Origin of the sequence: Methylobacterium variabile, from assembly GCF_001043975.1 — a bacterium.
In the GTDB taxonomy this organism is placed as follows: domain Bacteria; phylum Pseudomonadota; class Alphaproteobacteria; order Rhizobiales; family Beijerinckiaceae; genus Methylobacterium; species Methylobacterium variabile.
This window is the reverse complement of sequence record NZ_LABY01000025.1, coordinates 1-19,990: the sequence shown is the minus strand read 5'-3', so window position 1 is coordinate 19,990 and position 19,990 is coordinate 1. Positions and strand designations below refer to the sequence as shown.

Sequence of the window (19,990 nt, the reverse complement as noted above, 5' to 3'; positions counted from 1 at the left end):
CGCGGAACTGCAGGAGGGTGACGAGGGCGAGGCGCCAGGGTGCGTAGGCGGGCTGGCCGCGGGTGGGATAGAGGTCAGCGAACGCGGCATCGGCGAAGATGGTGCCGAGGCGGGTGCGTAGGAGCAGGTAGGGGTTGCCGCGTCGGAACGCGGTTTGGGCGACGCGAGCCGTGTCCTCAGGGACAGGCGGGAGCGGGGGCTGCGGCCGGAGCGACATGAGCGATCTCCGAGCGGGACTGCCAGCCTACACCCACCCTTCTGATTGGGAAAACCCGCATCACCCTGAAAGCGCCGTTGACTGACTGGTCGCTCTTTCATATCATCTCTCTATGGCAAGACCGAAGAGCGACTCGAAGCGCAACGAGATCATGGAGGCAGCGATCCGGATCGTTGCCGAGCAGGGACTGCGCGCGTCGACGGCGTCGATCGCGAAGGCCGCGGGCGTCTCCAACGGAGCCCTGTTCATCTATTTCGAGACTAAGGCCGATTTGCTGAACGAGCTCTACGTCGAGCTAAAGTTGCGGATGGCCGCCGCGACCACGGATGGCATCCCAGAGGATGTCGAGCCTCGCGAGCAGTTGCGGCATGTCTGGTACGGAATGCTGCGCTGGGCACGGGAGAAACCGCTGGAGCGCTTGGCGCTGGCGCAGCTCGCCGTGTCGAACGACCTGACGCCCGCCACGCGCGACATAGCGAGCCGACCCTACGCTCAGGTCGTCGCGCTCCTCGACCGCTGCCGCGCCAACGGGGCGATGCGCGACGCCTCCCCGATGTTCGTCGCCTCGCTGGTGATGGCCATGACAGAGGCCACCATCGACGTCATCGCGGCCGATCCGACCGCCGCCGAGCGCCATGCGGCGATCGGGTTCGACGCTCTGTGGCGTTCGATTGACTGAACCAAGAACAAGGATCGGAGACTTCATGTGCAGCGCCGAAACCCAACCCGGCTCGCGTCGAGAGGTGGCCGTCGTCACCGGAGCGTCGAGCGGCATCGGCGCGGCGACGGCGCGCGAGCTCGCTGAGCGGGGCTATCATGTCCTGGCGGGCGTCCGCCGGGAGGAGGACGCCAACGCGCTGCGCACCGCGAACATCGAGCCGATCATTCTCGACATTACGCACGAGTCCGGGATCGCCGCGCTCTCGCAGCGCGTCAGGAACGATCCCGAGCGTCGGCGGCTCGGCGTGTTGGTCAACAATGCCGGCGTGGGGATCAACGCGCCTGTGGAGACGTACGCGCTGCCGGACTGGCGCCGCCTGTTCGAGGTTAACCTGTTCGGCCATGTCGCGGTCATCCAGGCCCTGCTTCCCGCCTTGCTCGAAAGCGGCGGGACGATCGTCAACGTATCGTCGGTGGGCGGCCGGGTGGCGATGGCGGCCTACGGTCCCTACGCATGCACCAAGTTCGCGCTGGAAGCGCTCAGCGACTCGCTGCGCCGCGAAGTCGGTCCGCTCGGGGTGAGGGTCGTCGTGATCGAGCCGGGGGCTGTCAGGACAGAGATGCTCGGACAGGTCGGCGCCCGGGCCGAGAGGGTCATCGACGCCATGACCGCCGTGCAGCAGGGGCGCTACGCGGCGCTGTTGCGGGCGGTGGTGGCGCAGGCCGAAGCCTCGGAAGCGGGCGGGGCCTCGCCCGAGGATGCAGGTCGTACTATCGCCGACGCGATCACCAACGCGCGCCCCCGAACCCGGTACACCGTCGGCCGCTGGAGCGGGGTCTTCGTCGGCTTGACCCGCCTTCTGTCGGACCGGGTACTCGACCGGCTCCTCGCCGCGGGCCTGAAGCCGCACCTCACCAAATCGGCGCACGCCATTAGGGCGGCTGAGCGGCACGAGCGTCCGGCATGACCACGGTCCTTATCGCCGGTGCTACCGGTCTCGTCGGTGGCCTTGCGCTGGAATTAGCGCTCGCTGACAGCCGGATCGACCGCGTGGTCGCCCTGACCCGCCGCCCGGTTGAGCCCCATACCAAGCTGCGAAACGTCGTTGTCGATTTTTCGGACCTCCCTGCCGATGCCGATTGGTGGAACGTGGACGGCGTCATCTGCGCCCTGGGCACGACGCGCGCCCGCACCCCATCGCCGAACGAGTATCTGGCGATCGACCGGGACTATCCGCTCGCCATCGCGCACCTCACGCGTAGCCAAGGCGCGACCCGGTTCGCGCTGGTCTCGTCCCTCGGCGCCGATCCCCGCTCGCGCTTCGCCTATACGCGCAGGAAGGGAGAGCTAGAGAGCAAGCTCGCGGCGCTGGCTTTCCCATCGTTGACAATCGTGCGTCCGAGCGCCCTCGACGGGCAACGCGAAAGCGCGCGGCTCGACGAGCGATTGGCCGTCGCGGTCCTGAAGTCCCTCGCACCCGTCTTGCCGTCTCCCTGGAGGCCGAGCTCGGCGACCGCGATGGCCGGACTTCTCGTCGAAGGGGTCATTGCGGCTCGGCCGGGCATTGCCGTCAAGACGAACGCCGACGTGGGATCGTGCTCGACCTGACGATCCCACGAAGGCAGTTGGTACTAGCTGCCATCATGACTTTCCTGCCGCGACGGCCTGGGGCCGACGCGTTCCTTGGTCGTGGCGATATCGGTGGTCCGTCTTCTAGGTCGCCGGTCGGGCTAGCATCCTGTGGACGGCGAGGCGCCCAGGTTCGCGCCGACCCAATCATCCACGTCCGTGACCGGGACGGAGTGCCGCGCGTTGAACGTCCCGGCCTTGTCCCAGGAATAGCCCCGGCCCATGGCGAAGGCCGCCCGGTACTTGCGCATCATGTTCTTGGGGTCGTTCGCCAGTGCCTCCTTCAGGAAGGGCACGCTCCACTCGGAGCGCCGGAAGGGACGACCGAGACCAGCCTCCAGCTTGTCGGCGACCTCGCCGTAGGTCACTGTGTCGCCGGCCAGGTACACGACCTCGTTGCGGATGGTCGGCTCGAAGAACACGATCTCCGCCGTCAGCTTCCCGATGTCGTCCGGGGTGGTCAGCGTCACGGCCGTGTCGAGGCTGCCGAGCGCGTGGACCTCGGCATTCTCCAGGTCGACGACGCCGAACTCCGGCTCGAACAGATAGCTCATGAACATGCCGGTCGAGATGATCACCCAGTCGGTCTTGTCCTGCGAGCGCAGGAGTTCGCGCACGTCCAACTGCGCGTCGAAGATGTCCTGCGGGCTGCCGCGGCCGATAGCCTCGAAGTCGACGCCGAACTGCCAGGGGAAGTAGCGGGGGATGCCCGCTTGCAACGCCGCCCTGGCGAGCTTCATGGGGGTGTCGATGCCGGCGGCGTAGCCCGCGCAGCCGATGACGGTGTCGTACCGGGCGAATACCCCGGCGAGCTCGTCGATCGAACTCCCCACCAGGTCGCCCGGGACGAGCTCGATGCCGAGGGCCCGTAGCTCGGCGACGTCGCGGCTCTTTTCGGGCGCGTCGGACCCGATGGTGCCGGCGCGCAGGAGCACACTGATCCTGGCCCCATCGATGCCCTTGGCGCGCCGTGCCAGATTGCGCAGGACCGGCATGCCGAGCTCGCCAGCACCCAGCACGAGGATGTTACGGGACTTCACGGCGGGTCTAGCATCACTCATCGTTCTAGCTCGTTCAGCGTTGATCGCCGACACGATCTGGCAGCCCGCAACCGAGAGCGAAAGAACGGTACATGCGTGATACCGCGGTCATGTCGCTGAGCCGGGACGACGTCCTTAGATACTCGCAGACCGTCTGCGATGGCCTCAGGGATGACGATGACGGGGTCCGGCGAGAAGTCTTGGCCCATGCCGGCAACCGCTGGTCGCTCGGCGTCATCCACACGCTGGGGGTGTACGGGCAGCTGCGCCACACGGAGATCGGGCGGCGCATGCACGGTGTCACGCAGCGCATGCTCACGCGCACCCTCCGGCACCTCGAACGTGATGGGCTGGTAGTACGCTACGACTTCGAGGAGATCGTCCCTCATGTCGAGTACGCGCTATCCGACACCGGCCTGGAGCTGCTCGTTCGGATGGTTCCGCTGTGGACATGGGTCGTCGAGAATGCGAACAAGTTTCGAACGGCCAGGGAAGCATTCGACAGAGACTACCCTGGCGAGAAGCCGTAGCCGGGGCGAAAGGCGCAGTGACCGATGCCGCTGCTGCCGTCCGGTACTTTAGCTCTATGCTCCGAAAGCGGACGGACCGAAAACCACCCAACCCGGCCGTGAGCCTCTGCCTCGTCGATAGCTGTCATTCGATGAAGCTGAGCAACAAGGTTTGCGCGATTTCGCGCGCACTCGGGCCCAGCGCCTCGTCCGGCAGTTCGCCCGCCGTCCAGAACGACAGAACCCCACGGAAGGCGAAGGCAAGCTGGCCCGGCAAGGAGCTTAGTGCCTGCGCCCGCCGGGCTTCGAGCAAGCCTTCGCCCTGACCCAATGCTAGCGTCCACAGAGACATGGAGTGGGCGAGCACAGCGCCGGGGGCGGGACCGGCTGTGCCGAGCCAACCCATCACTGCGCGGTTGACGCTCGGCTCCTCCAGCATCACCGCGACCGCCACCTCGACGGCGAGCAGCACGCGCTCGGCAGCGTTCGGCAGCGCGGGCGCCGCATCAAAGCGCATCGTCATCGCATCAATTCGTCGAGCCGAGAGCGCGTGCATGATCGCCGCCTTGCTTCCGAACTGATTGAACGGCGTCGCGAAGCTGACCCCAGCGCCGGCCGCTAGGTCGCGCATCGAAAAGTCGGCCTTGCCCTCGCGCAGCAAGCACTCTGCCGCGTCGATCACGCGCCGCCGCACAGGCTCGCCGCGCTGTCCCTCGATGAGTTTGGTCTTGCTAGGCATCATCGGATATGTATATCATGATATAGATAACCAACACAAGGAGCCAGCCTGTGGCACAGACCTTCCTTATCACCGGCGTCAGCAGTGGCTTGGGCCGAGCCTTCGCAGAGGGCGCATTGGCTGCCGGCCACCACGTCATCGGCACGGTCCGTCGGGCCGCAGACGCCGATGCCTTCGCTGAACTCGCGAGCGATCGAGCCCATCCGCTCGTGCTGGACGTGACGGATTTCGACGCGATCCCCGAGGCCGTGGCACAGGCCGAACGGCAGGCTGGCCCGGTCGACGTACTCGTGAACAATGCCGGCTACGGTCATGAGGGTGTCCTCGAGGAGAGTTCGCTCGACGACATCCAGCGGCAGTTTGCTGCTAACGTGTTCGGACCGGTTGCGATGATAAAGGCGGTGCTGCCGGGCATGCGCGAGCGCCGGCGCGGCCATATCGTCAACGTGACCTCGATGGGTGGCTTCATCACCATGCCGGGGATTGCGTTCTACTGTGGCAGCAAATTCGCTCTAGAGGGCATCTCGGAAGCGTTGGGCAAGGAGGTAGCAGGGTTCGGTATCAAGGTGACAGCTCTCGCGCCGGGCCAGTTTCGCACGGATTGGGCCGGTCGCTCCATGGATCGTACGCCCCGCAGCATCGCCGACTACAACGCCGTTATGGACCCTATTCGCACCGCACGGCAGGCAAAGAGTGGAAACCAGCCCGGTGACCCAGCGAAGGCTGCTCAGGCGCTACTGGCGCTGATCGCCGCTGACAATCCGCCCGTGCGACTGTTCCTAGGAGCCGATGCCCTCGGGCTGGTCGAGCAAAAACTGCACGGGATGAAGACCGAGCTCGCCGCCTGGGATAAGCTCTCACGCTCGACCAGCTTCGAGAACTGATGGGTATGTGTAGCTGACCATTATTGGAGGAGGACAGCGCCTGCGAACTCAAGACAGCGCGATGTCCACCCCCAAAGTCGCAATAGCCAATACGCGGCCGTATAAACGTAAGGATATTTCCTGCCACATGTTCTATATGTGTTCTCACTCCAGGAGAACAGATATGCAAAACGACACTAAATCGGCCCCGCCGCCCGCAACCCCTATGATCTACCGCGCTCACCTGTCCGAGCTGGACGGGTGCTACCTGGATGTGCGCTGCGCCTGCAGCTGCGAGACGGCCTACCGCCTAACCAGGAACCCGCCGAAAGACCGACAGCTCGGGGAAGTCGCCAGTCGCATCGTGTGCCGGCGGTGCCGGCAGCGGCCCGCCACCATTCATCTGCGCGAAGCCTATCCGAACGGCGGCAGAGCCTCGACGGCGTTCAGCTACCAGCTCTTTCCGCCGCAGCTGCAGTGAGGGCGCGTCCATGAGAAGAGGACGGCGTTCGAAACGGTCATTTGGCGAGATGGAGAAGCAAGACCTCCTGAAGGCGGTGGGAGAGTGCCGCGGGGCCTGCACGAAGGCGTCGGGACAAGCGCCGATCGGCGGCGAGGTTTACAAGGCCTGCTCTGGCGTGACGAACGCCATCGACGTGCTGGCCGAAACCCTGACCGGCAGGCGCTCATTTCTGGTCACCGCTGCCCAGTACGCCGAAAGATCCAAGCCGGCAGACTTAACGGCCGGTTGCCTGCCCCCATGGCCGGGCTAGGGTCTAAACCCATTCAAGGTGTTGCGATGATGAGAGGAATGTGACTCCAATCGCCTTCCAGAAGGAGGAGGCAATGGCAGAACTGTTCTGGCTGTCGGACGAGCAATGGCAGGCGATGGTGCCGTTCATGCCCACCAACCAGCCCGGCGCTCGTCGCAAGGACGACCACACCATCCTGTCGGGCATCCTGCACGTCATCAAGTGCGGTTGCCGCTGAAAGGATTGCCGAGCGACTATGGTCCGTCCACGACCGTGTACAACCGCTTCAACAGGTGGTCGCGCCGCGGCTTCTGGACCCGTAGGCTGGAGACCCCGGCCAAGGCTGGCGGGTCGGGCGAAGCCGCCGCTCTCGACGCGACCGACGTCAAGGCTCAGCGCGCCGCCCTTGGTGGAAAGAGGGCCGCGAACAGGCCATGGGCCCCTCGCGGGCGGGTGCGACCACCAAGATCCACATCCTCGCCGATGTGATCGGCCGCCCGGGCGTCATCCACCTCGCCCCCGGCAATGCCAGCGACGTGAAGACTGCACCTGCCGTGCTGGACAAGGCGCCCGGTCGCGTGCGCCGGCTCATCGCCGACAAAGGCGACGACGCCGACTGGCTGCGCCAGGACCTGCGGGAGCAGGGCATCAGCGTGGTCATTCCCGGTACCCGCGCCCGCAAGCGCAAGATCCGCCTCGACAAGCGGCGGTATCGGGATCGCTGGCGGATCGAGGCGGTCTTCTGCCGCCTTAAGGACTTCCGTCGCATCGCCACACGCTACGACAAGCTCGCCCGCAACTTCGCCTCGGCTCTCGCCCTGGCCACCGTCATCGCATTCTGGTGCTGATTGAGTCTCGACCATAGGCTCAGCTTTCTTTTGCCGGCCCGCCGTCATGGACGATGCCCCTCCCCGCAGCCCGTATGTGATCCTGGCGCAGTTCGGGGCCGTCTGCGCCGTCGCGGGGGTCGTCATCGGCGGCTGCCTGGCGCTCTTTTTTGGCAACGATCTGGCGAAAGGCCTGATGTGGTTCGTAATCGAAAATATGCCACTCCGGAAGGAGGTCACCGTCGTCAGACTTCATGACCCGTTGCTGCGGATCCTTGGGCAAGATCCTGGCATGGACGCTTAGGCCGTGATGACCAAGCTCTTTCCAAATACACATTTCACTACCGATCAAGTGCAGGGCAACCGGCCTGTCTACAGCAGGCCGTTCGGTAGGATGTGCGTCACGCTGCGCGACGGATCCTGCGTCCTGATGTACGACTGGGTCACATCCCCCCGCGACGGCACTGCCTACAGGGTTATCTACCGTACAGCGAACGGGTGGGATCAGGGATACATGAGCGGGCCCGGTCTGCAGCATGTCATGAAACATCCCGACTGCCGGGCCCAGCTGGCGGAGGCAAGGACGCCATGAGTGCAGCGCCTGTCGTCCCGACCGACCGTCTTCGCGCCCTGATCAGGGAGGTGGCGCAAGGCCCCTGCCCGGCCGGCTATGCGGGCTATGACTGGTTCCAGCTGTTCGAAGAGGAGGAGGCGGTGTTCGGTATCGGCCTGGACCGCGTGCCGCTCCTTGTGTCCGCCTGGAACGCCTACGAGGCGTTCAAGGGCATGGCCGAGGGTTTGGAATGGGACATGCAGCACCAGGCCGTCCTCGACGCGGTCAAGGCCGCGCGACCGGACCTGGCGGCGGAGTCCTATGGCGAAGACGGATGGATGAAGTTCGCGGTGGTGTTCTCCGCCCTGACGATGCGTGACGCGTGGTGGTGGTGGAACAAGAACCGAGCCTGGCAGGACCGGGCGGGGATCATGGAGTTCAGGGACGGCAGCTAGGCTTACGCTATGGGCGCGCCAGGCAGTCAGGCCGTCACCATCATTTTGCATGTTCCGGCATTTTGCCGTACAATGTGCGTAAGGATGGTGACGCATGAGAGCAAGGAAGGACACAGAGACCGCACGGCTGGAAGCCCGTATTCCGGTGCAGGTCTATGACACGATGCTGCGCGCGGCCGAGCTGCGCGGCATGACGCTGACCGGCTTCGTCATGGCCACGGCAGGCGAAGACGCCAGGCGCGTGGTGGAAGAGGCCGAGATCCTGCGGATGGCGCAGGCGGACCAGGTCCGCTTCGCGGAAGCCCTGATCGACCCGCCCAAGCCCAATGGCCGGCTGAAGCGCGCCGCGCAGCGCCATGCGGCCCTGATCCAGCCGCGGTGACGCAGCCCTTCGTCATCGAGCCCCTGTCCAAGGACCATGACCGGACGGGCTTCAGCTGCGGCCACGAGAAGGTTGACGCCTATTTCCGGCAGGCCGTCTCCCAGGACGTGAAGCGCAAATACGCCACCTGTTTCGTGGCGCGCGAGGTCGCGACCGGCCGGGTGGCCGGCTTCTACACCCTGTCTTCCAGCAACGTGCCGCTCAAGGATGTGCCAGCCGAGCTCGCCAAGAAGCTGCCCCGCTACCCGACCGTGCCTGCTGTCCTGATCGGCTGGATGGGCCGGGACCAGGCTTTCCGCGGCACGGGCATCGGCGAGGCGCTCCTGTTCGACGCCATCCGCACCGTTGCCACCGCGCCGATCGGCACCCACGCCATCTTCGCCGACGCGATCGACGAGCGGGCCGCCGCCTTCTACGCGGCATTCGGCTTCATGCCGCTGCTCGAGCAGCCGCTGCGGCTTTTCCTGCCGGTTGCGACCGGCCTTGCCCTGCTCGACGGCTGAAGCGCTACGAGAATTGCCCGGTAGCCGTTCATGATTATTTTGTAAGAGCAGCGATCATTCGATCATGGGAAGCGCGCAGCTTGATCATGATGTCTTCGATCTCCGCAAATTCGGCACCATTCTTCTCGATCCACTTAAAACGTTCGGCCTGCCATTCGCGAAGTGGGTGCAGTGGAAAGTCGCCGTCGATACGACTGCGATGAAAGCCTCGAGCAGTCGTCGAAACGTATCGACCGAGCTGAAATGCTCGAAGGCGGTTCGCGCCTGCCTTGCGCGCTTCAGCGCGAACCCGCGTTTGAAGCGAACTCATCTGCTCGATGACTGACAGCCCGGCATAATGGTTTCGATCTGAAATTGTTTCGGCATGACCATCAGTCCATAGTACACGGCCATGAGGATACCAAAGCTTGTCCGGCATCTCGTAAAATTCCTGTGGCTTGAGCACGAATTCATCGGGGGAGCCACGGGCCGCGATCTCGAAGGAAGGATCCCCATAACCATCGATCCAGCTGATGGAGAGCGACTGCACCTGCGTATCGTCGATCATGATGCCCTTCGGTCCTTTGAGAGCGTCCAGGATCGCCTTTGCATAGTTATCGAGATCGGCCGTCTGGTCGGTTTCAAGGACCGTCTGCACATCGAGATGAAGGGTGATCTCGAGCTGAATTTCGTTCGCGTATAGCCACTGATTGTTCAGCTGCGCCTGGATCGCTTTGCGAAACTCGCCCCTTTGTGAGGCACCGTTGCCGTAAGGCACCGGCGCGAAGCGGAAATGGTGCCGCCATTCGCCGAACATCGGATTGATGCCGGCCACGGCACCCTGGCGCTCGATGTTCAGCTGATCCTCGAATGTGAACGCTTCCGCCATCTCATCCAGGGCATGGGCCTCATCCATTTTAATCCGCTTGTCGTTCATGTGTGAAGTTCTCCTTGATCGCCCAGGACGTTCATGGCCCTACTGCAGCATAGCCTTGGCGGATATCTAAGCTGAAGTTGTCAAATCGCAACCTGTCAGGAACTCTCAAGGCCGAAGTCAAAACGTTGCAGCTACGATTGTCGACACTCCATAAGCCTCCTGCACGCTGTTTTTTTGTGTTATGAGCGACAGAACATGTGTGCACGGAAGCCAGATGCGCGAAATTCCTCATTGGGAGTTTGACTTCTACGCCCTGTCGCTTCCACGAGGCCACGGCTTCGGGGATGAGCCGCCTGTTGGTGCTTGGGGCAGCGTGGACGAACGAAGCTGCGGCATCGTCACCCGCCGGGTTCATGACGATACATTCGGCATCATCGTCATGCGGCGGCGGCTGGACTCGGTATGGACTGTCGCCCGTCAGGCAACCGGATTTCCGTCAATAGATGCCGCCGTAGCGGCCATGCGGGCCGATCTCGCGGAGGGCCTGCCACTCGAACCGATCCCGCCCGGCGTCATGACGCGACCGCCGTTATTCAAGATTGGAGAGCGTGAACCGGATGAGATGTTCAGATTGCTCGCGACGCCAGCTCGTCGGCCAGGCGGATGGGCCTTGAACCAACTATACCTCGCCTTGCCGAAGCCCGACCGCAACTGGGTTAGCGACTGTCGGACTGGCAATTATCACACGCGCTTGTGGGAAGTTCATCTACTTGCATCGTTTCGCGAACAAGGACTGTTGGTTGAGCAGCCGTTTGAGTCGCCCGATTTTCGGATTGCAAATCGTTTAGGAGGCGAAGCATGGGTCGAAGCTGTGACGGCTAATCCTACCGTACCCTATAATCACGTGAACGCACCCATTGCAGATGTGCCAACAGATCGGCATGAATTATTCTCCGGCTCAGCTGCCTTACGGTTTGCCAAGACAATCGGCAATAAGCTCGCGCGCCGTTATGACCAGCTTCCTCATGTCGCAGGGAAGCCATTTATCATCGCTATAGCAGATTTTCATGCATCCGGTTCTATGATGTGGAGCCGTGGGGCTTTGGCTGCCTATCTTCACGGGGCCGGAGCCACCGTGGCAGAGGTCGACGGCAGATCTCAGGCTGTCCCGCTGCCCGTGAAAACACTGCTTGGGCCATCCCAATTTCCAGCCGGCCTTTTCACCGATGATAGGCATGCCGAACTATCAGCAGTCATTTTCTCGAACGCATGCTCGATAGCGAAGCCGAACCGTGTCGCCATCTCAGGTGGAGGCGCGCCGGAGGGCTATCGCTACACTAGAAGGGGGGAATTATTCGACAGAACGGAAGGCGCCCTTGAAGGTATTCCATTCTGTATGGACATCACCAGTAAGGAATATCGCGAATTATGGCCGCACGGCTATGAGCCATGGACAGCCGAAATAGAAGTATTCCACAACCCCTTCGCACGCTACCCCGTGTCCTTCGAGTTGTTGCCAGAGGCGCAACATTGGTTTCTCGACGGTGGAGAATGGCGTTGCGTCTCCATCTACGAAAAGTCTATCCTGTGGTCACAGACGCTGATCACCGACGTCGATAAGCCGGCGCCGACCTTGGAGGGATGGCTACAGGTGAACGAGCGGCTCCGCAATGAGGCGCGGCGCTTTGATTGAGCTAGCCCTGCGCAGACATTGCTGACGCGTCCATCCACATCGCTCCGATGGCATGGCCGTCCGGATCGCCGAGATCGCGGCCGTACATGAAGCCGTGATCCTCGACCGGATTGATGTCGACGCTGCCGCCATGAGCGCCGGCGGCTTCCGCCATGGCGTCGACCGCTTCGCGGCTGTCGCACGACAGGGCCAGCATAACCTCGCTCGAGTCTTTCGGCGTGATGGGCCGCCTGGTCATTGTTCCCCATTTGGCGTGCGTGAGCAGCATGAAGCTGATCGTGTCGCTCCAGACCATGCAGGTGCCTTCATCGCCGGTGAATTGCGGATTGTTCTTGAAACCGATGGCTTCGTAGAAGGCGATCGACGCCTTGAGATCAGTCACCGGCAGGCTGATGAAGATTGACCTGGTCATTTATGTTCCTCCCCCGTCGTCCTTATTCCTTCACGTAGATCTTCATAGCATGCCCAGGGAAATCCTTGTGCTTCAAATATCCTAGCGGGTGAATGCCGGCGACAGCCGGCAGAGGGGCGGCAATGAGCCCCCTGCTCCTGATGCCTGGGCCGCTACCCCTGCCCTCGACGGGCAGGCTCGACGTCGCCGGCGTCGGGTACGTAGGCGCACCAGGCGCATCGTCCCTTCTGCTCCGCCGACGGCGCATTGCGCTGTGAGCAGACAGGGCAGACGTGAAGGACGATCCGCCCGCCGAGCAGAGAGGCTCGGCCGCGGCCTTTGAAGGTCACGGCCTGGGCGGTCGTGCTGTCTGGTAGCGCTGCCATTTCGATCCGGAACGTATTCATCCTCTGCCAGGCAGCATGCAGGCTTGTCCTGCGTTGAAAGCCAAGCTTGGAGATACGGCGCCCATCGCTCAGTCGATGCGGGCGAGGCGCTCCCCATCTCGCGAATATTGCATACGCTGCGCTGCAACAATTTGGAAGCGATGAAATCGGGCGCAGGCGCATAGCAGAACGCCGGCTCGGGGATAGGACCCTGGCCGGCGCGCTGTCGGAGGAAGAATGTGACCGGGTGGCGCGTTGCAGGAAAGATGCCAGCCTGTGCGCACCCGCGGGTCGGTATCGCTCGGTTTTCCAGGGTTTCCTGGTTCGGGCGTCGCCGGCTGCATGCCGGCCGCGCTCTACTCGGCCGCAAGCGCGCCCTCCCGGAGCCTGTCGTCTCCGCCCATACGGGTGACGATCGCTGACGCGAAGAAAGCGGGGCTGCCGCCCCATCCTGTCAATGACTGGACGGGCTGACGCCCGCGTGCGCCGGGGTATCCCCGGCCTTCGCGAAGGGCTGCAGGCCGGGCGATCCCCCTCCCCGGCTTCGGTCATGATAGTCTTTCCCCCGCTCATTGCCGCTCGGGCTAGCAGGTTTGCATGCGCAAACCTTTTAGCAACAGGAGAAAGAAGATGAGCGTACAACACGAAACGAAATCCATCCCCTTGAACAGGCTGGTTCTGTGGGAGGGAAATGTGCGGAAGACGGCGGCCGATACAGGGCTGGACGAGCTGGCGGCGTCGATCGAGGCGCACGGATTGCTCAACCCCCTGACGGTCGGCGGACAGTTCCGGAAGAAGCACCACGTGATCGCGGGGGGCAGACGCTTGCGGGCGCTGAACGCACTGGCGCAGGCAGGCAGGCTGCCGAAGGACTGGGCGGTGCCCTGTGTCGTGGCGGCGGATGCCGATCACGCCGAACTCTCTCTGGCCGAGAACGTGGTGCGGGTGGCGATGCACCCTGCCGACCAGTTCGAGGCGTGGCGTACACTGGCCGAACAGGGCCATGAGCCGGACCGGATTACGGCCGGGACGCGCGCAAGGATCGAACGCCCGAGGCGAATGCGAGGGCAGGGAGGCGATCTGACGAGTTTCCGGCCAGGAGCACCGCCAATCAGTCAGAGGCCGCCCAAGGGCGCTCCGAGGCGCCGGAAAGGCCAGTTGCGGAACGGGGGCGGCGGGCTGCGAATGGGCCTGGGTTCGACGCCCTCGTCGATCCCAACGTGTTTAGGCGGGGCAATGACGGCCTCGAGCGATAGGTACGGCACTATCAGCTAGCACTACTTTGGCAAGTTGAGGGAACGCATCCCGTTATGGCGGCTTCGCATGCTACGGCGATAGACGTGGGTGATCGCGATGTCGGATGCGGGCGGATGGCGTGACGATCTGGATCGATGGCTGCAGCCGTTCCTGGCTGGTCTGTCACATCCGGCACGCCGGGCGATGTGTCCACTCTACGTGGCCGGGCTCATCGGCCTGGGTGATCGCAAGAGCATCCAGCCGATGGCGGCCCGGGCCGATGGAGTTTCCTACGACCGGCTGCACCACTTCATCGCGGCTGGGATCTGGGATGAGGCTCCGCTGCAGCGGGCGCTGCTCGGCGAGGCTGATCGCCTCGTCGGCGGTGTGGATGCGATCCTGGTCGTCGACGACACCGCGTTGCCGAAGAAGGGCAATCGCTCGGTCGGGGTGGCACCGCAATACGCCACGACGCTGGGCAAGACCGCCAACTGCCAGACGTTGGTGTCGCTGACGTTGGCGCGCGGCGAGGTGCCGATGGCGGTCGGCCTGGCGCTGTTCCTGCCCGAGACCTGGACGAGCGACCTGCACCGGATGACCAGGGCCGGTGTCCCTGAGGACCGGCGCGAAGCCCGCACCAAGCTGGAGATCGCCGTCGCGGAGATCGACCGGGTTCGGGAGGGGGGCGTGCGCTTTGGCTGCGTGCTGGCCGATGCGGGTTATGGGTCCGCCCCGTTCCGGCAGGCCCTGAGCGCGCGTGGTCTGACCTGGGCTGTCGGGATCTCGGGGCGCAGCAAGGTCTATCCGGCCGACGTGACGATGATCTTCCCCGTCGCGGGGCGCGGACGACCGCGCAAGCGTCACGTGCCGGATCAGGTCTCGGTCGCAGCCGAAACGATCCTGGCAGACATGACCGGCCGGGTGGTGACCTGGCGGCACGGCACCAAGGGTCGGCTGCGGGGCCGCTTCTGCGCGCTGCGCGTTCGGATGGCCGATGGTCCGACCCAGCGGATCGGCACAAAAGGCAACCAGCACCTGCCGGGAGACGAGGTCTGGCTGGTGCGCGAGGAGCGCGGCTCGAGCGAGCGCAAATACTACCTCACGAACATCCCCGCCGACGCGACCCTCAAGCAACTGGCCGCAACGATCAAGGCGCGCTGGATCTGCGAGCAGGCGCACCAGCAGATGAAGGAGGAACTCGGCCTCGACCACTTCGAGGGCCGCTCCTGGACCGGACTGCATCGCCACGCGCTGATGACGATGATGGCCTACGCCTTCCTCCAATCCCGGCGCCTCGCAGCGACGGGACGGAAAAAAAAGAATCGCCTGCCCACCGCCCCAGCCCTCGATGCCGGCCATCCGCCAAGCCATCCTGGACCATCTCAGCCGGCCATCGCCGCAGCGATGCCCGCATTGTGATGCCGCCCTCAACAAGCCACCTTAAAAGCAATCTGCCAAAGTAGTGCTAGGCCGTATAGCTTTTAATGGTATACGAGAGTCCTTGGGCCGCTTCCGCTGCGCAGATTGTTGTGACGCTAGTAGGATACCCTTCGGACGAAGCAGATGTTCAGGGGCAGTGAAGGCCTCTAGCCAGTTCATGCTCGCGGGTAAGACTAATCTGGACAGTAAAATATCCACCTTTCCTGTTTGTATCAGATTAGGCGATTTGCTCACCGCGCAATCTTTTCTTCCTTGCCATCGTCTCTCGGTCCGCCCGCTGCGTTTGTGGCTCCCAGCAATTGCCCTGCTGCCGGATCGACGACCCGGGTCCATGACTGTGTCTGACACAGTGCTACCAGCAGGCAACCTCGGACGTTGAGGCGACCCGGGTCCTCGCTCCACATTTCGACATCGTAGGACTTGCCGTTCGAGGCGTTATAGATCTTGCCTAAGAAATGGCCGTCCTCCGTCGAAGACATTCCCATCAATAACTGGTGACCGAGGAGTGGGCGGCTTCTCCGGGAAGGATCTGGATTTTTTACGTCAACAAATGGCTTTCCATCGTCCGAGGCGGTCTTTTGGGCCCAGACAATATACCCGCAGAGTAGCGCTTTGTTTGCGCCGCACCGCTCGGTGCGAATGCGGGCCCGCCCATCTTCGGTCAGCCAGACACCAGTTTCGCTCGCGGCCATTGCCGATGTGAGCGATAGTCCGACGCTGACAAGCGTAACGGACACGCGCAAAGTGTGGTTCATGGAAGCGTCTCACTTGTGAGCTTCTGGGTGCGGCTCATTTGTCTCATGGTGCAGAGACTGTTGCAGCCCGCCTGATCGGCCGAACAACGTCCTGGATCAGTACGATTAAGCCACAGCGCAGCGCCTTGTTCTTCAATCACAGTACTGGCGCTTAGTCAGCCGAGGCGCTCACGTGTCAGAGAAGGTCAGGCACACACGCCTTGAACCCGCTCGCGGCTTCTGCCGCTCTAGCCAGCACTACCGGATCGGATAAGCCCTGGTAGTCGCGACGTGGCGTGTACGGCGCTTCCAGTCGGGCGGCTTCGTCGTCCGTGAGGACAATAGAAAGAGAAGCTACTGCATCATCGATGTGATTAGCTTTAAGGGCGCCGACGATTGGAGCTGCAACGACCGATCGCCGACGGAGCCATGCAAGCCCGATCTGCGCCTGACTGACACCGCGTTCCGCCGCGATGGACGCGACTGCATCCACGATCTCACGGTCGCTCTGGGCCGTCGCCTCGCTCTGCTTGGCGCCCTCCGGCTCCGATTGCGTCCGAGCCGTCGTCTCACCCCACGGTCGCGCCAGGCGACCGCGAGCAAGCGGGCTGTAGATCATCGTCTGCACACCCTCGGCTGCGCACAGCGGCAGCATTTCGCGCTCCTCCTCGCGTGCCAGCAGGTTGTAATTGTTCTGCATCGACACGAAGCGGGTCCAGCCGTTCGATTGCTGGAGGTGGAGCGCCGTCGCGAATTCCCATGCCATCATCGACGATGCGCCAAGATAGCGGACCTTTCCCACCTTGACGAGATCGTGGAGCGTTTCGAGCGTCTCCTCCCACGGCGTCCGCTGGTCACGCCGGTGGATCTGGAAAAGGTCAATATAGTCCGTTCCAAGACGTCGGAGGCTGTGGTCTACCTCTGCCATAATCGCCTTGCGCGACAACCCGCTCCCGTTCGGACCGTTATGCATTGGTGCCGAAACCTTGGTGGCGATCACAACGCTGTCGCGGCTGATGAAGTCCTTGAGCGCGCGTCCCAGCACCTCCTCGCTGTTCCCGCCCGAATAGAGATTGGCAGTGTCAAAGAAGTTGATGCCGGCCTCGAGCGCATAGCGGATCAGCGGGCGGCTGCTCGCCTCATCCAAAGACCAACGAGGATGACCCCGCGTTGGATCGCCGAACCCCATGCACCCGATGCAGATGGGTGAAATCTCAAGACCAGAATGCCCGAGCTTAATGTAATGCATTGTACCATCCCATTGTTTCGCAAGTTGAGAACTCTCCGATTATAACGGAGAGCTCTCCACTTAGTCAAGGGGCGCTCGCGGCATCGGAGGCGGTGTGCCGAACATGGTTGATGCCTTCGATAGGAAAGGGAACCGGGCGAACGGCCATGATCGGCGACCAGCGCGAGTCCCACTCTGCAAGTGATGCCGTCTGGAGGCGAAATGCCAGATCGAGGAAGGCAAGGGAGAGAGCGGCGGTGGCCATCTTCACGTGTCGGTTCAATGTCGGACCGCCTGACAAGGCGCGATCGGTAAAGATGCTGTGCGAGCCACCTTCGAAAACGGCGAGCATCTTTCGTCCGCTCCGGATCGCGTTAAAGACCGCCAATCGATCGGCAACAGGCGAGGTGAAACGGCCTGGTACGTGGATCGTGTCTCTCAGCGCCGTTACATGAAGTGTCGGTATGTCGATCGAGGCCAGCACGGATCGAAGATCCGTTTCCCCGAAGAAGGGCGGCGCGGAAATGACGAGACCTGCTCGGAAGCGCTCATCACGGTACGTGACCGGCTTTCCTTCCCGGACGACCTTAGCACCCGCGACGAGAAGGGTTGTGTTAGCACCGAACGAGTGGCCGGCTGCGACGATCCGTTGCCGATCGATACGGTGCGCAAACGGACTTGTCCTTTCATCGGTGAGGCGATCAAGGGCGAAACGAAGGTCGCGCGCGCGCGCGACTGCTTCCTGCTCCTTCACGGCCTCGTCGACTCGGTCGAGCAAGGTGATTGGATTGCCGAACCAGATGGAACTGTCGCTGCCGGCATGCTGGACATGCAGGCTCGCGTAGCCATGCGCCGACCAGTGGCGACCTAGGTAGCTGTAGCCAGTGCGCGAGCCGCCAAGACCATGCGAGAAGACGATCAGCGGGACCGTCCTTTGTCGCGCCGCACCGGCTGGCCAGTAGAGGCGCGAGGGCACTCGGCGGTCACGAAGAGTATCAACCCAGTCCAGATCGAGTACATCGATGGCCTCGCTAGCGTTCTGACTGGCTATAGCGCGCAACGGACTCGCGGCTATTCCGGCAACAATGATGCCCTGGCCAAATCGCCGCCGAGTGTAACGTCGGCTTTGATGTAAGCCGGACTTGGCCGCCGTTCCATGCACAGCATGTTGATCTGACACGATGCCTCCGTATGAATATGGACACCGGCCCAAGGAAGGGGGAGATCGTCAGCGCTGGCGGCCGCGGACGCGACGCGGGCTTTTGTCGATCCCACGAAGGCCGTGTTGCACGTTCGGTAGTTGCGCGCTATTAAGTGGATACGTCTCCGTTTGAGTAGCGGAGAACTGTCCGATTAGCAAGTGAGCGATGGGCGACGAAGACGACAAGCTGCGCGCCGATGCCCAGGCGAACCGCGATCGCATTTTGGATGTGGCGCGCGAGGCGTTCAAAGCCGATCCGCGTGCGTCACTCAACTCGATCGCAAAGGGAGCCGGCATTGGTCCCGGAACGCTTTATCGACATTTTCCGAGCCGCGAGGCGCTGCTGGCGGGCGTGTACAAGAAGGAGATCGACGCCTTAGTCTCGCTCGTTCCGACGATGCTCGCCGATCGTCCGCCCCTAGATGCTCTACGGCATTGGGCCGAACGTTTTATTGGGTTCGGGGAGCTGAAGCATGGCGTCTTCGATACGCTAGGCGGCGGCCTCACCGCTCAGGACAAACAGGCCGCTTATAAGCCTCTAGCGGGTGCGGTGCGCCAGCTCTTAATGGCCTGCGTAGAAGCAGGGACGATCAAACCAGAGGTCGAGCCCGATGATATCCTCACCCTGCTCGGCCTACTCCTCCGTATACCGGCCTCTCCGGCCGGCAAAGCGCAGTCAAAGCGGATCATTGACCTCATATTTCAAGGCATTATGATTAATAACGGCCCGATTGATTGTTGAATATTTCATTCTTATCCAACAAGGGCGCCGCGTAAACCAGCCAAGTTTTTATCTGAGCTCAGACCGTCCGCTTGGGAGCAGCTTCCCACCTGATCAGCCTGAGTTACAACTTTGTACCAGCGATGGAGGCGAGAACTAGTGCACTGACGCCTTCAAAAGGTACATAGCTCGTTGCGATTTCCGGTGTGTTTGCAGGCGGTTGGCGAGAGCGGGCGTGGTGCGTTCGTCCGCGTTAGTGCACTAGGTGCTCGAGCGAACTCGAGGGACGCCCTGCGAGGAACATCAGGACGGAGGCCGCCTGCCGTGCGCGGTGGACTGATTTGCTTCCGCACCCGGCATCGTCGCAACCTGCCATTCGACCGTGTCGAGGAACACGCGCGTCTTGAGCGGCAGGTGACGGGCGCTGGGGTAGAGCGCGACAACCGGTGCTTCGCCGCTATCCCAGTCCGGCAGCACCCGCTCGAGTCGGCCGGCGACGAGGTCCGCCGCGACGTCGACCTCGGACTTCAGCATGATGCCGAGCCCGGCCAAGCCCCAGCTGTGGACCGCGTCGCCGTCGTCGACGCGCAGGCGCGCGATCGCCGCGAGGCTCGCCATCGCACCGTCCGGTCCCCTGAGCCGCCAGGGTGCCGTCGCCGTTCCGTAGCGCAGGAACGCGTGGCCGGCGGCGGCCTCCGGCGTGGACGGCCGACCCGCCGCGTCGAGGTAGGCCGGTGCTGCCACCAGAATTCGGCGGTTGTCGGCGAGCTTGCGCATCATGGCCGTGCTGTCGGCTAACCCGCCGATGCGGATCGCGACGTCGAGCCCCTCGCCGACGAGGTCGACCACCCGGTCGTCGAGATCGAGCGAGATCGCGAGGCGTGGGTAGCGTTGGGCGAGGGTGCCCGCTGCCGGCACGACGCAGCGGCGCCCGAAGGCGATAGGCGCGCTCACCCGCAGGGTGCCGGCCGGGC

The 19,990-nt window shown here is 63.2% G+C and carries 23 protein-coding genes and 2 pseudogenes; 15 read left to right on the top strand and 10 right to left on the bottom strand.

The genetic code is table 11. The features are described from left to right. Positions 1-217, bottom strand: a pseudogene (locus VQ02_RS04270) (IS5/IS1182 family transposase); the annotation flags it as partial. 151 nt (positions 218-368) lie between these two features. On the opposite strand from VQ02_RS04270, the gene VQ02_RS04265 reads away from it, so the two are divergent. From VQ02_RS04265 to VQ02_RS04255, 3 genes are read left to right on the top strand one after another with little or no spacing between them, the layout of a single operon-like run. Beyond that, positions 369-896, top strand: a complete 528-nt coding sequence (locus tag VQ02_RS04265; RefSeq protein ID WP_053080219.1) for a TetR/AcrR family transcriptional regulator — start codon at positions 369-371, stop codon at positions 894-896. Between the two features lie 25 nt (positions 897-921). Continuing rightward, positions 922-1,845 (top strand): SDR family oxidoreductase, encoded by a 924-nt coding sequence (locus tag VQ02_RS04260; protein WP_048442917.1) that lies wholly within the window; start codon positions 922-924, stop codon positions 1,843-1,845. Then, complete coding sequence (locus VQ02_RS04255; protein ID WP_048442916.1) at positions 1,842-2,486, top strand: NAD(P)H-binding protein; 645 nt, start codon at positions 1,842-1,844, stop codon at positions 2,484-2,486. Before VQ02_RS04260 ends, VQ02_RS04255 begins: the two co-directional genes overlap by 4 nt. A gap of 122 nt (positions 2,487-2,608) precedes the next feature. Here the strand turns inward: VQ02_RS04255 and VQ02_RS04250 are convergent, their stop codons facing one another. Next, positions 2,609-3,568, bottom strand: a complete 960-nt coding sequence (locus VQ02_RS04250; protein ID WP_048442915.1) for an aromatic alcohol reductase — start codon at positions 3,566-3,568, stop codon at positions 2,609-2,611. 71 nt (positions 3,569-3,639) lie between these two features. Between VQ02_RS04250 and VQ02_RS04245 the strand changes: the two genes are divergently transcribed. Beyond that, positions 3,640-4,077: a winged helix-turn-helix transcriptional regulator gene (locus tag VQ02_RS04245; RefSeq protein ID WP_245239624.1), complete on the top strand. Its 438-nt coding sequence runs from the start codon at positions 3,640-3,642 to the stop codon at positions 4,075-4,077. A gap of 124 nt (positions 4,078-4,201) precedes the next feature. On the opposite strand, the gene VQ02_RS04240 is transcribed toward VQ02_RS04245, so the two are convergent. Next, positions 4,202-4,798 carry a TetR/AcrR family transcriptional regulator gene (locus VQ02_RS04240; RefSeq protein ID WP_245239623.1) on the bottom strand — a complete coding sequence of 199 codons (597 nt, stop codon included), beginning with the start codon at positions 4,796-4,798 and terminating at the stop codon, positions 4,202-4,204. Between the two features lie 47 nt (positions 4,799-4,845). On the opposite strand from VQ02_RS04240, the gene VQ02_RS04235 reads away from it, so the two are divergent. The 4 genes and pseudogenes from VQ02_RS04235 (at position 4,846) to VQ02_RS35360 (ending at position 7,258) form a co-directional block, all read left to right on the top strand. Beyond that, positions 4,846-5,679: an oxidoreductase gene (locus VQ02_RS04235; protein WP_048442914.1), complete on the top strand. Its 834-nt coding sequence runs from the start codon at positions 4,846-4,848 to the stop codon at positions 5,677-5,679. Between the two features lie 163 nt (positions 5,680-5,842). Continuing rightward, on the top strand, positions 5,843-6,139 hold the full coding sequence (locus VQ02_RS38035; protein WP_167350706.1) for a hypothetical protein: 297 nt from the start codon (positions 5,843-5,845) through the stop codon (positions 6,137-6,139). 49 nt (positions 6,140-6,188) lie between these two features. After that, on the top strand, positions 6,189-6,431 hold the full coding sequence (locus VQ02_RS36700) for a hypothetical protein (RefSeq protein WP_157080487.1): 243 nt from the start codon (positions 6,189-6,191) through the stop codon (positions 6,429-6,431). Positions 6,432-6,504: 73 nt separating this feature from the next. After that, positions 6,505-7,258 (top strand): annotated as a pseudogene (locus tag VQ02_RS35360) (IS5 family transposase). Between the two features lie 19 nt (positions 7,259-7,277). Here VQ02_RS35360 and VQ02_RS36695 read toward each other — a convergent pair. Continuing rightward, a complete protein-coding gene (locus VQ02_RS36695) occupies positions 7,278-7,493 on the bottom strand; it encodes a hypothetical protein (RefSeq protein WP_157080486.1) in 216 nt (71 codons plus the stop codon). 332 nt (positions 7,494-7,825) lie between these two features. Here VQ02_RS36695 and VQ02_RS04210 point away from each other — a divergent pair, with 332 nt between their 5' ends. The 3 genes from VQ02_RS04210 (at position 7,826) to VQ02_RS04200 (ending at position 9,130) form a co-directional block, all read left to right on the top strand. Beyond that, a complete protein-coding gene (locus VQ02_RS04210) occupies positions 7,826-8,245 on the top strand; it encodes a hypothetical protein (protein WP_048442910.1) in 420 nt (139 codons plus the stop codon). Positions 8,246-8,339: 94 nt separating this feature from the next. Continuing rightward, positions 8,340-8,627 (top strand): type II toxin-antitoxin system TacA family antitoxin, encoded by a 288-nt coding sequence (locus tag VQ02_RS04205; RefSeq protein ID WP_048442909.1) that lies wholly within the window; start codon positions 8,340-8,342, stop codon positions 8,625-8,627. Continuing rightward, positions 8,624-9,130 carry a GNAT family N-acetyltransferase gene (locus VQ02_RS04200; protein ID WP_048442908.1) on the top strand — a complete coding sequence of 169 codons (507 nt, stop codon included), beginning with the start codon at positions 8,624-8,626 and terminating at the stop codon, positions 9,128-9,130. The genes VQ02_RS04205 and VQ02_RS04200 overlap by 4 nt, the downstream gene beginning before the upstream one ends. A 34-nt stretch (positions 9,131-9,164) precedes the next feature. Here VQ02_RS04200 and VQ02_RS04195 read toward each other — a convergent pair whose 3' ends face one another. Beyond that, positions 9,165-10,046: a RusA family crossover junction endodeoxyribonuclease gene (locus tag VQ02_RS04195; RefSeq protein ID WP_048442907.1), complete on the bottom strand. Its 882-nt coding sequence runs from the start codon at positions 10,044-10,046 to the stop codon at positions 9,165-9,167. A 214-nt stretch (positions 10,047-10,260) separates the two neighbouring features. Here VQ02_RS04195 and VQ02_RS35355 point away from each other — a divergent pair, with 214 nt between their 5' ends. Then, positions 10,261-11,679, top strand: coding sequence for a hypothetical protein (locus VQ02_RS35355; RefSeq protein WP_083469045.1), 1,419 nt, complete (start codon positions 10,261-10,263; stop codon positions 11,677-11,679). A gap of 1 nt (position 11,680) precedes the next feature. Here VQ02_RS35355 and VQ02_RS04190 read toward each other — a convergent pair whose 3' ends face one another. Further along, a complete protein-coding gene (locus VQ02_RS04190) occupies positions 11,681-12,091 on the bottom strand; it encodes a VOC family protein (protein WP_048442906.1) in 411 nt (136 codons plus the stop codon). A gap of 995 nt (positions 12,092-13,086) precedes the next feature. Between VQ02_RS04190 and VQ02_RS34595 the strand changes: the two genes are divergently transcribed. Both VQ02_RS34595 and VQ02_RS04180 read left to right on the top strand, forming a co-directional pair. Beyond that, a complete protein-coding gene (locus VQ02_RS34595; protein ID WP_053080217.1) occupies positions 13,087-13,731 on the top strand; it encodes a ParB/Srx family N-terminal domain-containing protein in 645 nt (214 codons plus the stop codon). 78 nt (positions 13,732-13,809) lie between these two features. Beyond that, positions 13,810-15,111, top strand: a complete 1,302-nt coding sequence (locus VQ02_RS04180; RefSeq protein ID WP_048442920.1) for an IS701 family transposase — start codon at positions 13,810-13,812, stop codon at positions 15,109-15,111. Positions 15,112-15,362: 251 nt separating this feature from the next. Here the strand turns inward: VQ02_RS04180 and VQ02_RS35345 are convergent, their stop codons facing one another. The 3 genes from VQ02_RS35345 to VQ02_RS35340 all read right to left on the bottom strand — a co-directional run bounded on the left by VQ02_RS35345 (position 15,363) and on the right by VQ02_RS35340 (position 18,274). Next, positions 15,363-15,887, bottom strand: a complete 525-nt coding sequence (locus VQ02_RS35345) for a DUF2147 domain-containing protein (RefSeq protein WP_083469043.1) — start codon at positions 15,885-15,887, stop codon at positions 15,363-15,365. Between the two features lie 175 nt (positions 15,888-16,062). Next, a complete protein-coding gene (locus VQ02_RS04175; RefSeq protein WP_048442905.1) occupies positions 16,063-17,115 on the bottom strand; it encodes an aldo/keto reductase in 1,053 nt (350 codons plus the stop codon). 64 nt (positions 17,116-17,179) lie between these two features. After that, entirely contained in the window at positions 17,180-18,274 is a 1,095-nt protein-coding gene (locus VQ02_RS35340; RefSeq protein WP_245239622.1) for an alpha/beta hydrolase family protein, read from the bottom strand. Between the two features lie 187 nt (positions 18,275-18,461). Between VQ02_RS35340 and VQ02_RS04170 the strand changes: the two genes are divergently transcribed. After that, positions 18,462-19,037 (top strand): TetR/AcrR family transcriptional regulator, encoded by a 576-nt coding sequence (locus tag VQ02_RS04170; RefSeq protein ID WP_048442904.1) that lies wholly within the window; start codon positions 18,462-18,464, stop codon positions 19,035-19,037. Between the two features lie 282 nt (positions 19,038-19,319). Here VQ02_RS04170 and VQ02_RS04165 read toward each other — a convergent pair. Further along, the coding region (locus VQ02_RS04165; protein WP_048442903.1) for a substrate binding domain-containing protein at positions 19,320-19,990 on the bottom strand (671 nt) is incomplete at its 5' end.

Excerpts from the sequence above, each read along its gene's own strand:
- VQ02_RS04265 (WP_053080219.1), top strand. The coding sequence starts at position 369 with ATGGAGGCAGCGATCCGGATCGTTGCCGAGCAGGGACTGCGCGCGTCG.
- VQ02_RS04260 (WP_048442917.1), top strand. The coding sequence starts at position 922 with ATGTGCAGCGCCGAAACCCAACCCGGCTCGCGTCGAGAGGTGGCCGTC.
- VQ02_RS04255 (WP_048442916.1), top strand. The coding sequence starts at position 1,842 with ATGACCACGGTCCTTATCGCCGGTGCTACCGGTCTCGTCGGTGGCCTT.
- VQ02_RS04250 (WP_048442915.1), bottom strand. The coding sequence starts at position 3,568 with ATGAGTGATGCTAGACCCGCCGTGAAGTCCCGTAACATCCTCGTGCTG.
- VQ02_RS04245 (WP_245239624.1), top strand. The coding sequence starts at position 3,640 with ATGCGTGATACCGCGGTCATGTCGCTGAGCCGGGACGACGTCCTTAGA.
- VQ02_RS04240 (WP_245239623.1), bottom strand. The coding sequence starts at position 4,798 with ATGATGCCTAGCAAGACCAAACTCATCGAGGGACAGCGCGGCGAGCCT.
- VQ02_RS38035 (WP_167350706.1), top strand. The coding sequence starts at position 5,843 with ATGCAAAACGACACTAAATCGGCCCCGCCGCCCGCAACCCCTATGATC.
- VQ02_RS36700 (WP_157080487.1), top strand. The coding sequence starts at position 6,189 with ATGGAGAAGCAAGACCTCCTGAAGGCGGTGGGAGAGTGCCGCGGGGCC.
- VQ02_RS36695 (WP_157080486.1), bottom strand. The coding sequence starts at position 7,493 with ATGAAGTCTGACGACGGTGACCTCCTTCCGGAGTGGCATATTTTCGAT.
- VQ02_RS04210 (WP_048442910.1), top strand. The coding sequence starts at position 7,826 with ATGAGTGCAGCGCCTGTCGTCCCGACCGACCGTCTTCGCGCCCTGATC.
- VQ02_RS04205 (WP_048442909.1), top strand. The coding sequence starts at position 8,340 with ATGAGAGCAAGGAAGGACACAGAGACCGCACGGCTGGAAGCCCGTATT.
- VQ02_RS04195 (WP_048442907.1), bottom strand. The coding sequence starts at position 10,046 with ATGAACGACAAGCGGATTAAAATGGATGAGGCCCATGCCCTGGATGAG.
- VQ02_RS35355 (WP_083469045.1), top strand. The coding sequence starts at position 10,261 with ATGCGCGAAATTCCTCATTGGGAGTTTGACTTCTACGCCCTGTCGCTT.
- VQ02_RS04190 (WP_048442906.1), bottom strand. The coding sequence starts at position 12,091 with ATGACCAGGTCAATCTTCATCAGCCTGCCGGTGACTGATCTCAAGGCG.
- VQ02_RS34595 (WP_053080217.1), top strand. The coding sequence starts at position 13,087 with ATGAGCGTACAACACGAAACGAAATCCATCCCCTTGAACAGGCTGGTT.
- VQ02_RS04180 (WP_048442920.1), top strand. The coding sequence starts at position 13,810 with ATGTCGGATGCGGGCGGATGGCGTGACGATCTGGATCGATGGCTGCAG.
- VQ02_RS35345 (WP_083469043.1), bottom strand. The coding sequence starts at position 15,887 with ATGAACCACACTTTGCGCGTGTCCGTTACGCTTGTCAGCGTCGGACTA.
- VQ02_RS04175 (WP_048442905.1), bottom strand. The coding sequence starts at position 17,115 with ATGCATTACATTAAGCTCGGGCATTCTGGTCTTGAGATTTCACCCATC.
- VQ02_RS04170 (WP_048442904.1), top strand. The coding sequence starts at position 18,462 with ATGGGCGACGAAGACGACAAGCTGCGCGCCGATGCCCAGGCGAACCGC.